The following is a 13033-nucleotide window of genomic DNA, read 5'->3' on the forward strand; positions in this document are numbered from 1 at the left end:
GCACAAGGTATAAGGTCTGAACCATGAGTTTGCTCAATATCGGGATGTCGGGACTGTCGGCCAGCCAGTCCTCTTTGGCTACGACAGGCAACAACATTGCCAACGTCGACACCGCCGGTTATTCACGTCAGCAAACCGTGCAGGGCACCAAATCCTCGCAGCAGTTCGGCACCGTGTTCATCGGTACGGGCACCACCCTGGCCGACGTGCGCCGGGTGTACAACTCGTACCTGGAAAGCCAACTGCACACAGCCACTTCGCTCGACAGCGAGTCGGCTGCTTACCTGGCGCAGGCCACACCGCTGGACTCCATGCTGTCGGACACCAACACCGGCCTGACCGGCGTGCTGCAGAAATTCTTCACCACGATGCAGGGCGTTTCGACCTCGGCGACCGATGACACCTCCCGTCAATCGGTGCTGACCGGCGCACAGGCGCTGACCAGTCGTTTCAACACCATCGCCAAACAGCTCAACGACCAGAACACCACCATCAATGGCAGCCTGGGCGACATGACGTCCCAGGTGAACAAGCTGGCCACCTCGATTGCCAACCTGAACCAGAAGATCGGCGAGATCTCCACCAGCGGTGGTGCGCCGAACGATCTGCTCGACAGCCGCAACGAAGCCGTACGCCAGTTGTCCGAGTTGACCGGCGCACAGGTCGTCGAGCGTGGTACCAGTTTTGACGTCTACATCGGCAGCGGTCAGCCGCTGGTGATCGGCAACACCACCAACACGCTGAGCATGGTCGCGAGCAAAGACGATCCGTCGCGCATGGCCATCCAGATGGATCGCGGTTCGAGCACCATCGACATCACCTCGGCGATGAGCGGTGGCGAAATCGGCGGCCTGCTGACTTACCGCAAAGAAGTCCTCGACCCGTCGCTCAACGAGCTGGGCCGAGTGGCGCTGGTGATCGCGGATCAGGTCAACAGCCAGCAAGCCCAGGGCATCGACAAGAACGGTGACTTCGGCGCGGCGATTTTCAACAACATCAACAGTGCCGCGCTGGTCAGTTCGCGCAGCATCGCGCAGTCGGGCAACAGCACCGGTTCGGGTAACCTCGATGTCACCATCAAGGACACCGGCAAGCTGACCACCAGCGATTATCAAGTGACGTTCACCAGCGCCACTGACTACACCGTCAAGCGTTCCGACGGCACCGATATGGGCGCCTTCAGCACCACGACCAATCCGCCGCCAGTGATCGACGGTTTTACCCTCGCTCTCAAGGGTGGTGCGTTGAGCGCCGGTGACAGCTTCAAAATCACTCCGACCCGCAATGCGGCGGCGAGCATTCAGACGGTGCTCACCGATCCGAAGAAAATCGCCGCGGCCGGTCCGTTGACCGGTGTCGCCAGCGCCAGCGGTCTGGGCACCTTCACCCAGCCGACGCTGACCAGCAAGATCGATATCTACAACCCGACTGCCCAGGCTGACATGCAGGCGGCGCTGAAGAATTCGACGCCGGTGAAACTGGTGTTCGGTGCGGTGACCGGGGGCAGCCAGTCTTACACTTTTGTGGATGCCAAGGGCGGCCTCATCAGCAGCGGCACTATCGTTCCCGGTCAATCGAACGCGCTGGAGCTTAAAGTCGGCATCGTCGATGCCAGCGGCAACCCGGTGCTGGACACCAGCGTTACGCCGAACGTACAGAAAACCTTCTCCGTGCAGACCACTGTTGGCGGCACGCCGAAGCCTGGCGAAACCTTCACCATGAACCTGACCGGTGCGGCGTCTTCGGACAACCGCAACGCGCAATCGCTGGTCGCCCTGCAAACCGCGCAGACCGTCGACACCGGTTCGGCCAGTAAAGGCATCAGCCTGACTGACGCCTACAACAAGCTGGTGACCAACGTCGGTACCAAGACTGCTCAAGGCAAGTCCGACAGCGCCGCGACCTCGGCGATTCTGGATAACGCCAAAGGTGCCCGCGATTCGCTGTCCGGCGTGAACCTGGATGAAGAAACCGGCAACCTGGTCAAATACCAGCAGTACTACACAGCGTCTTCGCAGATCATCAAAGCTGCGCAGGAAACTTTCGCCACGCTGATCAACAGCCTTTAAGGAGTCGTAATTCATGCGCATTTCCACCGCCCAGTATTACGGCACGCAAGCGTCGGACTATCAGCGTAACTTCAACAAGGCTGTTGCCACCGCCAGCGAGGCGAGCAGCCTGCAGCGCATCACCAATGCGTCCGATGATCCGATCGGCGCCGGTCGTTTGCTGCAACTGGGCCAGCAGGCCGCGATGCTGGATCAGTACAAGACCAACGTCGACAGCACCACAAATTCGTTGAATGTGCAGGAGTCCACGCTGGATTCCATCACCACCGCACTGGCGCGTGCCAAGGAACTCGCCCTGGCCGCCAACACCGGCACGCGCACCGACAAGGATCGCCAGGCTTACGCTTCGGAACTGAGTCAGATCCAGCAACAAGTGCTGGGCCTGATGAACTCCAAGGATGCCAACGGCAACTACATGTTCTCCGGTTCGAAGACCGATACCGCGCCGTACTCGCAGAATGCCGACGGCACTTACACCTACAACGGTGACCAGACCACGATCAACCTGGGCATCGGCGACGGTATGACGGTCGGCACCAACACCACCGGTTGGGATGCCTTTCAGCAGACCATCAACACCGGCCGCACCAGCACCAACATGACGGCTCCTGCAGTGGATGACGGCCGTGTCGTGCTGTCCAGCGGTACCGTTGGCAATGTTGCCACCTACAACTCCAAGTTCTCCGGTGGTCAGCCGTACACCGTCAGCTTCGTCAGCAGCACCCAACTGCAAATCACCGATGCGCTGGGTAACGACGTGACGGCCGAAGCCAGCCAGAACGGCGCGATCGTCAACACCACCGGCACCAACCAGTCGGTCAGTTTCCGTGGCGTCGACCTGAAGCTGAACATCAACCTGAAAGCGGGGGACACCAACCCGGACGCGGTCATTGCCGGGCACAGCTTCCAGCTGTCGACCCAGCCTGACTCGTTCACCACCGCGCGCAGCCCGGGTAACCCGTCTACTGCGGTGATTACCGGTTCGACCATCACCGACCAGTCGGCCTATACAAACGCCTTCCCGCAAGGCGGCGCTGTGCTCAAGTTCACCAGCGCCACGGCGTTCGATCTGTATGCGGCGCCAGTCACTGCGGACAGCAAACCCGTGTCGTCCGGCACCGTGGCTGGCGGCAACGCGACCGCTGCGGGCGTGACTTTCGCGCTGGGCAACACGCCGGCCGCTGGCGATCAGTTCTCGATCCAGCCGAACAATCACCAGACCCAGAACGTGCTCGACACGCTGGGCCAGATGATTACGGCATTGAATACGCCGATCGACGGTGATGATGTTGCCAAGCAGAAGTTTCAGGGTGTCATGGAGTCGGGTCTCGGCAACATCGACGCCGCTACCAACCAGATTGGCGCTTCTGTCACCACCATTGGTGCCCGTGGCCAAGCGCTGGAAATGCAAACCGCGACTAACCTGAGCCTGAGTACGGCGAACACCACGCCCCAGGGCTCGATCCGTGATTCGGATCCCGCCGAAGTCATGACCCGCCTGACCCTGCAGCAGACCATGTTGCAAGCCGCGCAACTGGCGTTCAGCAAGATCAGCCAGTTGGGTCTGTTCAACAAGATCTGACGGTTAACGGGCGCGTGAGCGCCCGTTTGCTCCATCCTTCAAGTAATGTTTTTTAGCGGTTTCCAGGGCTCGCTTTACCGAGCGGGCTCGTACCGCCTGTGAGCCCGCCGTGAATTCACTCCCTCTCGTTAGCCTTGTCATTCCCGCCTTCAATCCACGCTTTTTCGAGCGAGCGTTACGCAGCGCTGTCGGTCAAGGCTATGGCCATCTGGAGATCATCGTTTGCGATGACAGTCGTGGCATCGAGATCGAAACCATCGTCTCGAATGTCGGCGAGGAGACCGGCGTCGCCGTTCGTTATGTCCGCAACCCGCGCACGTTGGGCCTGGTCGGCAACCTGAAAGCCTGCCTGGAGCAGGCGCAGGGCGAGTTCATCAAGTTTCTGTGTGACGATGATTTGCTGTATTCCGCTTGTATCGAGCAGCAAGCGCACGAGATGCGCCGTGCAGAGGTCAGTCTGGTGCTGGCGCAGCGACTGCTCTGGGATGCGAACGACATCATCCTGCCTGCGCGTCTGGAAAACACCTCGCTGTCGCCGGTCAGTGGCTTGTTCAAGGGCGACGATTTACTGGCGATCTTTGAAAAATTCCCGGTCAACGTTCTCGGCGGATTCAGCAACGCGCTGTTCCGCCGCGCGGACGTCGCCGAGCTGCTGCCGGCATTGACCGAGGAGGGCGGCTGCTTCGTCGCGAGCCTGGATTTCGCCTTGTATATCTGCCTGCTGCGACGCGGCAACCTGGCGGTGTCCAACAACGTGCTGAGCGCCGAGCGTCTTTATCCGGAGCGGCTGAGCGCGCAGCAACCGATGAAGGATGCGCTGGACGTTGAGCGCGAGTGGCTTTCGCAAATGCTCAAGGTCCGCAACGGTGAGTCGGCGCCTGCGCCAGGCTGGGTACGCTATATCCCGTTGGTAAAGGCTGACGAGTCGCCAAGGGTTTGGGAAGAGCTGCCGCTGAGTCGTACCCTCGGTTCCCGGCAGAGCCGTCAAGAGTGTGGCGTCGGCGTCGACAGCCTGAGTTTCGGCGAACTCTACGCGCAATGGCTGGCGTGCCGGGTGCTGACCGAAGGCCAGCGCAAGTTGCTCCCGGAAACCATCGCCGGTTGGTCACATCAGCCGCGCATCGTACCGATCATCATCGACGGCAAAGGCAGTCGCGATGGCGTGGAACGCACGCTGGAGGCCCTCGCCGATCAGGATTACCCGGCGGAACTGGTGCTGGTCCTGTCCGCGTCCTGTGCCGAAGCGGAGCTGGATGGCCGCGTCTTTCGCCTGCCACTGCAAGACGACGGGCTGGAGCAGCTCAACACCCTGCTGCCGCAGCTGGAAGGCGCCGACTGGTTCTACCTGCTGCAACCCGGTGATCGTCCGGTGGCCACGGCCTTGCTGATCATGGCGGACCGCATCGCGCATTCGCGGTCTTTCACCTGCCTGTACAGCGACGAAGGCAGTCTGCGCAGTGGTGAGTCGGCAGAGCCTGCGTTCAAGCCGGATTTCAATCTCGACCTCATGCGCAGCTATCCCTACGTCGGGCGGGCGCTGGCGTTCAAGCGCGAGCGGGTTCTGGCGCTGGGCGGCCTGACGTCTGACTTTGCCCAACTGGCGCCGCACGATCTGCTCTGGCGCATGGTCGAGAGCGACGGCACTCAGGTGGTCGGGCATATCGCCGAAGTGTTGCTCGAAGCGAAATTCGATCTGTCCCAATGGCTCACCGACCCGGGTGTCCTGGAACAGAATCCACGGGTGCTCGATGCGCATCTGCAGCGTTTGGGGATTGCCTACGAGACCCGACGTGAGGGCTCCGAGCTGCTCAATCGGGTCGACTATCGCCATGCCCGACGCCCGTTGGTGTCGGTGATCATCGTCGCTCAGGATCAGACGGCGGCTTTGCAGCGTTGTGTCGAAACGCTGCTGGAAAAGACCGCTTACACCGAGTACGAAATTCTCCTGGTCGATAGCGGCAGCGAAAGCGCCGAAGCACGGGCGTGGCTCGACGGCATGGGACAATTGGGCGGTGAGCGGATTCGTGTGTTGCGCTACCCGCAAAAAAACAACCTCGCCGCCATTCACAACTTTGCCGTGAGTCAGGCACGCGGCGAGTATGTCTTGCTGCTCAATGCCTTTGCGGTGATCACTCAAGCCGATTGGCTCGATGAAATGCTCAATCATGCGCAGCGCCCGGAAGTCGGGGTGGTCGGCGCCAAGTTGTTCGATCCGGACGGCGGGGTGTTGCATGCCGGCCTGATTCTCGGCTTGCAGGGGCCGGCCGGGCTGCCGTTCTTTGGTCAGCCGATGCAGTCGGAAGGCTATATGTTCCGGCTCCAGGCGGTGCAGGATCTGAGCGCCGTCGGCGGTGACTGCCTGATGGTCCGCAAGTCGGTCTTCGAGGAGGTCGCGGGGCTCGACGAACAGGACTTGAAGGTCGCGTACAACGTCGTCGATCTGTGCCTGCGGGTCGGTCGCGAAGGTTATCTGGTGGTGTGGAATCCGCATGCCCGGCTGGCGGTGGGCACGCGCCCGGTCGCCGTGGCAACGAGCGAAGAGCAACAACAGCACGAGCGCGAGCAGGACGCGTTTTACCAGCGCTGGTTGCCGCAGATTGCGCGCGATCCGGCCTACAACGTCAACCTGGCGCTACAGGGTATCGGGGCCAGCAACTTTAGCCTCGAACCGGGTCTGCTGACCGGCTGGAGTGCGTTTTCCAGGTCGAATCTGCCCAACGTGCTCGCGGTACCGATCAACGCTTCTGCCATCGGCCATTACCGCATGAGCCAGCCGATGATCGAGTTGGAGGCGGCCAACCGGGTCGAGGGGCGCATCTGCTACGGCTTGCCGTCGATCGTCGAAATCGAGCGTCAGGCACCCGACGTGATCGTGTTGCAGGGGCGCTACTCGGAGCACGCCATCGATGAAATTCCACCCCTGAAGAAGTACTTCAGCGCCCGGCGTATTTTCGAACTGGATGACTATGTCATCGACGTGCCTCATCGCAATGCCCACATCCGCAACATGCCGAGCAAGCAGGACATGGAGCGCATGGTGCGTCGAGCGATCGGCCTCTGTGATCGGGTGGTCGTGTCGACTCAACCCCTGGCCAATGCGCTGTCGGACATGCACCACGACATTCGTGTGGTGCCGAACATGCTCGCGAAAAACCTCTGGAGCCACCTGCGCAGCCAGCGGCGTACGTCGAAGAAGCCACGGGTCGGTTGGGGCGGCGGCACCAGCCACCACGGCGACCTGGCAGTGATCGCCGAGGTGGTTCGCGAACTGGCCAATGAAGTCGACTGGGTGTTTTTCGGCATGTGCCCGGATGACTTGCGTCCGTACATGCATGAGTTCCACGGGGTGATCCCGCTCGACGTGTATCCGGCGAAACTGGCCAGCCTCAACCTTGATCTGGCCCTCGCACCGCTGGAGTTCCACATCTTCAACGACTGCAAGAGCAACCTGCGGCTGCTGGAGTACGGCGCTTGCGGCTACCCGGTGATCTGCACTGACACCGAAGCCTATCGCGGCTACCTGCCGTGCACGCGGGTCAAGACCAACACCACTGATGAGTGGCTGCAGGCGATTCGCATGCACCTGGCCGATCCGGATGCCAGCTACCGCATGGGCGACGAGTTGCGTGAGGTGGTGCTGCGCGATTACGTGTTGCGTGGCGATAACCTGCGCTACTGGGAAAATGGCTGGCTGGCGGACTGACCGGTTCCAATGGTTGAAACAGCTCGATGAGAGGGATGAGTCCGGTGACGGAGTCATCCCTTTTTTCATGGCTGTACGTCCTGCGACGCCTCGCGCACCGAGCTGGCGCGTTTCCTGCAAGTCCCCCTCAAATCGCCATAAAACGAGCGCTCGCGGTCATTGCCCCTGCGCCCGAAACGGCAGAAAGGTTTAGCCAGAAGGCCGCAACGCTCAGAAAGCGACGCGCAGCCCGGTGACGAACGAGAGGGGAGAGGATGAAGGCAGTTATTTTGGCGGGTGGTCTGGGCACGCGCATCAGTGAAGAGTCGCACCTCAAGCCCAAACCAATGATCGAAATTGGCGGCAAGCCAATTCTCTGGCACATCATGAAGCAGTACTCCGCCCACGGGATTCACGACTTCGTGATTTGCCTGGGCTACAAGGGGTACGCGATCAAGGACTTCTTCGCCAACTACTTCCTGCACACCTCCGATGTGACCTTCGACATGCGTGAAAACCGCATGGACGTTCACCAGAATTACAGCGAGCCATGGCGTGTGACGCTGATCGATACCGGTGAAGAAACCATGACCGGTGGCCGCCTCGGGCGAGCCGCGCGCTATCTGGAAAATGAAGAAGCCTTCTGCTTCACCTACGGCGACGGCGTTTCCGATTTGAACATCAGCGCGTTGGTCGATTTCCACCTGACTCACGGCAAACTGGCCACCGTCACCGCCGTACAACCGCCGGGCCGCTACGGCGCGCTGGATCGCGAAGGTGACCGGGTACTGGGGTTCACCGAGAAGCCACGCGGCGACGGTGGCTGGATCAACGGCGGCTTTTTCGTGCTGTCGCCCAAGGTCCTGCCGCTGATCGAAGGTGATTCGACGTCGTGGGAGTCCGGTCCGCTGGACGGCCTGGCCGCACGCGGTGAGTTGATGGCGTTTCAGCACGATGGCTTCTGGCAGCCGATGGACACCCTGCGCGACAAGAACCATCTCGAAGCCCTGTGGCAGAGCGGGGAGGCCCCATGGAAGCAATGGGACTGAGTGCGGATTTCTGGCGCGGCAAACGCGTCCTCGTCACCGGACACACCGGTTTCAAAGGCAGTTGGCTGACCCTCTGGCTGCAAAGCCTCGGCGCGCAAGTCAGCGGCTTTTCCCTCGATCCGTCGACCGAGCCGAGCCTGTTCGAACTGGCGCGCGTGCACGAAGGCATCAACGATCAGCGCGGTGATCTGCGTGATCTCGGCGCGCTGCTGGAAATCATCGCCGACACCGAGCCGGAAATTGTTTTGCACCTGGCCGCTCAGCCATTGGTGCGCGAAGGCTATCGCGATCCGCTCGGCACTTACTCCAGCAACGTCATGGGCACGTTGAACCTGCTTGAAGCGATTCGTCAGGTCGGTTGCGTACGTGCCTGCGTGCTGGTGACCACCGACAAGGTCTACGCCAACAAGGAATGGCTGTGGCCGTACCGCGAAGACGAAGCCCTCGGGGGCCACGATCCTTACAGCAGCAGCAAGGCTTGCTGTGAGTTGCTCGCACAGTCTTATGCCGCGTCATTCTTCCCGGCGGACAAGTACGCCGAACACGGTCTGGCCCTGGCCACCGCGCGTGCCGGTAACGTGTTGGGCGGCGGTGATTTTGCCCCTGAGCGACTGATTCCCGACGTGCTCAAAGCCTGGACCGCCGACGAACCGGTGACCCTGCGTTATCCGCACGCCGTGCGCCCATGGCAGCACGCGCTGGAGCCGCTGGCCGGTTATCTGCAACTCGCCGCTGGCCTCTACGAACAAGGCGCGGAATACGCCGGTGCGTGGAACTTCGGCCCGGGTGAGGCGGACATGTGCAGCGTTGGTGAAGTGGTCGAATTGCTCGCCAGCCGCTGGCCGCAAGCGCGCGGCTTGCGCATCGAACCGAGTGAGCTGCACGAGGCGGGTCTGTTGCGTCTGGACAGCAGCCGCGCGCGCCAGGTACTCGGCTGGCAACCGCGCTGGACCTTGCACCAGTGCCTGGCCCAGACCCTCGACTGGCATCTGGCGTGGCAGAACGGCGATGACATGCGCACCGTCACTCTCGGCCAATTGAACCTGTACCGAGGCGCGCTGTGAGCGAGTTTTCCCTGAAGGCGTTGCCGCTGGCCGGCCTGTTCAGCGTTCAGCACAAACGCTTCGAAGATCAGCGCGGGCACTTCGCCCGGCTGTTTTGCGAGGGCAGCCTGAGTGCGTTCGGCAGTGAATTCCACATCCGTCAGATCAACCATTCCTGCACCCGCGAGAAGGGCAGTGTGCGCGGTCTGCATTATCAGAATGCCAGTGCGCCGGAAGCGAAACTGATCACCTGCCTGCGCGGTGAAGTGTGGGACGTCGCGGTGGATTTGCGCCCCGACTCCGAAACGTTTCTGCACTGGCACGCCGAGCACCTGAAGGCCGGTGACGGTCGCAGCCTGTTGATCCCTGCCGGTTTCGCCCACGGTTTCCAGACCCTCACCGAAGACGCCGAATTGCTTTACCTGCACAGCGCCGATTACGCGCCGGAGCATGAGGGCGGTCTGTCGGTGAATGATCCACGGCTGGCGATTGCCTGGCCGTTGCCTGTCAATAATTTGTCAGCACGTGATTCCAGCCATCCCGCGCTCGATCAACACTTTGCTGGAGTGCGTCTATGAACTGCCGTGGGTGCGCCGCACCGCTGAGCCTGCCGCTGATCGACCTCGGCACCTCGCCACCGTCCAACGCCTACGTGCATGCCGATCGCCTCGAGCAGGCCGAGCAATGGGTGCCGCTGAAGGTCGCGGTGTGCCAGCAATGCTGGCTGGTGCAGACCGAGGATTACACCAGCGCCGACAGTTTGTTCGATGCCGAGTATGCCTACTTCAGTTCGTTCTCCAGCACCTGGCTGGCCCATGCCGAGCGCTATGTCGTCGAGATGGTCGAGCGCTTCGGTCTGAGCGCTGACAGCCGTGTGGTCGAAATCGCCGCCAACGACGGTTATCTGCTGCAGTACGTGGCCGCGCGTGGCATCCCGTGCCTGGGCGTCGAGCCGACCCGCAGCACTGCACAGGCTGCGCGGGAAAAAGGCCTGCAGATTCGTGAGCTGTTCTTCGGTCGTGATACCGCCGCGCAGTTGCAAAGCGAGGGCTGGGGCGCTGATCTGATGGCGGCCAACAACGTGCTCGCGCATGTGCCGGACATCAACGATTTCCTCGGTGGTTTCGCGACGCTGCTCAAGCCGACCGGCGTGGCCACGTTCGAATTCCCGCAGCTGCTGACGCTGATGGCCGGCGCGCAGTTCGACACGCTCTATCACGAGCACTATTCCTACCTGTCGTTGACGGCCGTGCAGACCCTGTGCGAGCGCAATGGTCTGGAAGTGTTCGACGTCAGCCAACTGACCACCCACGGCGGATCGTTACGGGTGTTCGTACAGCGCAAGGACGGCGAACGCCGCGCGGTTCAACCCGCGGTGCAACAACAGCTGCAGGCCGAACTGGAGGCCGGGGTGCAAACCGCCGAGTACTACACCAGCCTCGCGCCTGCCGCCGAGCGCATCAAGCATGACTTGCTGCGCTTCCTGTTGCAGGCCAAGGCCGACGGCAAGCGCGTGGTCGGTTATGGCGCGGCGGCCAAGGGCAACACCTTGCTCAACTACGCCGGGGTCAAAGCGGACCTGCTCGCCTGGGTGGCCGATGCCAACCCGCACAAGCAGGGCAAGTTCCTGCCGGGCAGCCGCATCCCGATTGTTGCGCCTGAGCGAATTGCCCAGGAGCAGCCGGACTACATTCTGGTGTTGCCGTGGAACCTGTTGAGCGAAGTGACGCAGCAACTGTCTGCGGCCAAGGCATGGGGCGCACGCTTTGTCGTCGCCGTTCCGGAGTTGAGCATCCAATGAGCAGAATTCATTACACCAAACCCAGCGTTGGCGAACTCGAAGCGCAATACGCCCTGGACGCCGTGCAGAACGGTTGGGGCGCACGTTGCTACGAATACCTGACACGTTTCGAGCACGGCTTTGCCGAGCATCTGGGCGCCACCTACGCCATCGCCACCTCCAGTTGCACCGGCGCGCTGCACATGGGCATGGCGGCTTTGGGTGTCGGCGCTGGCGACGAAGTGATTTTGGCCAACACCAACTGGATTGCCTCGGCGGCGCCGATCACTTACCTGGGCGCCACACCGGTGTTCGTCGATGTGCTGGCTGACAGCTGGTGCCTGGATCCGCAACGTGTCAGAGCAGCGATCACCCCGCGCACCAAGGCGATTCTCGCGGTGCATTTGTACGGCAATCTGTGTGACATGGACGCGCTGCTCGCCATCGGCAGCGAGTTCGGCATCCCGGTGATCGAAGACGCGGCGGAAGCCATCGGCTCGCAATGGCGCGGCCAGGCGGCCGGCTCGCTGGGGGCTTTCGGCGCCTTTTCGTTTCATGGCACCAAGACCATGACCACCGGTGAGGGTGGCATGTTCGTCACCTCGGACAAGGCTTTGTATGAGCGGGTTCTGACCCTGTCCAACCATGGTCGTGTGGCAGGTTGCACCAAGCAGTTCTGGCCGGAGTTCGTCGGCTTCAAATACAAGATGAGCAACTTGCAGGCCGCCGTCGGCTGTGCCCAGGTCGAGCGAATCGATGAGTTGATCGAACGCAAACGGGCGATTTTTGCCCACTACGCGCGGGCACTCGAAGGCGTTCCGGGTGTGTCGCTCAATCCCGAGCCGGCCCATGGCCGCAATGGCTACTGGATGCCGACCGTGGTGTTCGATGCCGACACCGGCATCCACCGCGAGCAAATGATCGCCGCGTTCCAGGCCGCCGACATCGACGCCCGGGTGTTTTTCTGGCCGCTGTCGTCGCTGCCGATGTTCAGCGAATACATGGTCGATACGCCGTTGGCGTTTGCCTTGCCCGAGCGCGCCTTCAACCTGCCGAGCTATCACGACATGACCGACGCCGACCAGCAGCGTGTGGTGCAAGTGGTGCTGGATCTGCTGGCACGCAGGCATACAGCGTGAAGCTGTATCTGCTGGGGGCCGCCAACCCGGAAGCGGTGCGCATGCTGCACGCCGTCAAGCGCAGCACGCCGAACGTCGAATTCGCTTTTCTGGACAACGATCCGCGCAAGCACGGCACGCTGTTTTACGGGGTGCCGGTGCTCGGTGGCTGTGAACGGGTCGGCGAACTCAATGGCGAGGACGTGCGCTTCGTCAATCTGATCACCGGCAGTACCCGGTTACGCTACGAAACCACCTGTCAGCTGGTGGATGCCGGTGCACGCCTCGGTCAGTTTGTTCATCCGGGGATCGACCTGAGCATGATCCGCATGGGGCAGGGCAGTTATCTGCAGGAAGGCGTGCTGATGCAGGCTGAAGTGACACTGGGCGACAACACCAGCATCAGCGCCGGCAGTGTCGTGGGCCATGAAGGGCAGATCGGCCACTCGGTGTTCATGGCGCCGGGCGTGTGTATCGCCGGTTGCGTGGAAATCGGTGACGGGACCTTTATCGGCACCAACGCCACGATCCTGCCGCGCTTGCGCATCGGTCGTTGGGTGACCATCGGTGCCGGTGCGGTAGTCACCAAAGATGTGCCGGATTTTTCCGTCGTGGTGGGTAATCCCGCCAGGATCATCAAGACCAACGCAGTGCCTTACCCGGACGCCAGGGTATTCAGGTAAGCCGTTTCCCGAATTTTTGGAGAGTTG

General features: G+C 61.7%; 9 protein-coding genes. All 9 read left to right on the top strand.

The annotated features are described in order from the left end of the window. The first annotated feature begins 23 nt into the window (after window positions 1-23). The 9 genes from flgK (at window position 24) to ACWR1S_RS08970 (ending at window position 13006) form a co-directional block, all read left to right on the top strand. Window positions 24-2069, top strand: coding sequence for a flagellar hook-associated protein FlgK (flgK, locus tag ACWR1S_RS08930; protein WP_454563225.1), 2046 nt, complete (start codon window positions 24-26; stop codon window positions 2067-2069). Window positions 2070-2082: 13 nt separating this feature from the next. Further along, window positions 2083-3651: a flagellar hook-associated protein 3 gene (locus tag ACWR1S_RS08935; protein ID WP_454563226.1), complete on the top strand. Its 1569-nt coding sequence runs from the start codon at window positions 2083-2085 to the stop codon at window positions 3649-3651. 109 nt (window positions 3652-3760) lie between these two features. Continuing rightward, entirely contained in the window at window positions 3761-7354 is a 3594-nt protein-coding gene (locus ACWR1S_RS08940; protein WP_454563227.1) for a glycosyltransferase, read from the top strand. Between the two features lie 254 nt (window positions 7355-7608). Beyond that, window positions 7609-8382 (top strand): glucose-1-phosphate cytidylyltransferase, encoded by a 774-nt coding sequence (gene rfbF / locus ACWR1S_RS08945; RefSeq protein WP_016984278.1) that lies wholly within the window; start codon window positions 7609-7611, stop codon window positions 8380-8382. Beyond that, window positions 8364-9446 carry a CDP-glucose 4,6-dehydratase gene (gene rfbG, locus ACWR1S_RS08950; RefSeq protein WP_454563228.1) on the top strand — a complete coding sequence of 361 codons (1083 nt, stop codon included), beginning with the start codon at window positions 8364-8366 and terminating at the stop codon, window positions 9444-9446. Before rfbF ends, rfbG begins: the two co-directional genes overlap by 19 nt. Continuing rightward, window positions 9443-10003, top strand: a complete 561-nt coding sequence (locus tag ACWR1S_RS08955) for a dTDP-4-dehydrorhamnose 3,5-epimerase family protein (protein ID WP_454563229.1) — start codon at window positions 9443-9445, stop codon at window positions 10001-10003. Before rfbG ends, ACWR1S_RS08955 begins: the two co-directional genes overlap by 4 nt. Then, a complete protein-coding gene (locus ACWR1S_RS08960; RefSeq protein ID WP_454563230.1) occupies window positions 10000-11226 on the top strand; it encodes a methyltransferase domain-containing protein in 1227 nt (408 codons plus the stop codon). Before ACWR1S_RS08955 ends, ACWR1S_RS08960 begins: the two co-directional genes overlap by 4 nt. Then, window positions 11223-12344 carry a DegT/DnrJ/EryC1/StrS family aminotransferase gene (locus ACWR1S_RS08965; RefSeq protein ID WP_454563231.1) on the top strand — a complete coding sequence of 374 codons (1122 nt, stop codon included), beginning with the start codon at window positions 11223-11225 and terminating at the stop codon, window positions 12342-12344. The genes ACWR1S_RS08960 and ACWR1S_RS08965 overlap by 4 nt, the downstream gene beginning before the upstream one ends. Next, window positions 12341-13006, top strand: a complete 666-nt coding sequence (locus ACWR1S_RS08970; RefSeq protein ID WP_454563232.1) for an acetyltransferase — start codon at window positions 12341-12343, stop codon at window positions 13004-13006. Before ACWR1S_RS08965 ends, ACWR1S_RS08970 begins: the two co-directional genes overlap by 4 nt. Window positions 13007-13033 lie beyond the last annotated feature (27 nt).

This window comes from Pseudomonas sp. AIG, from assembly GCF_977020205.1.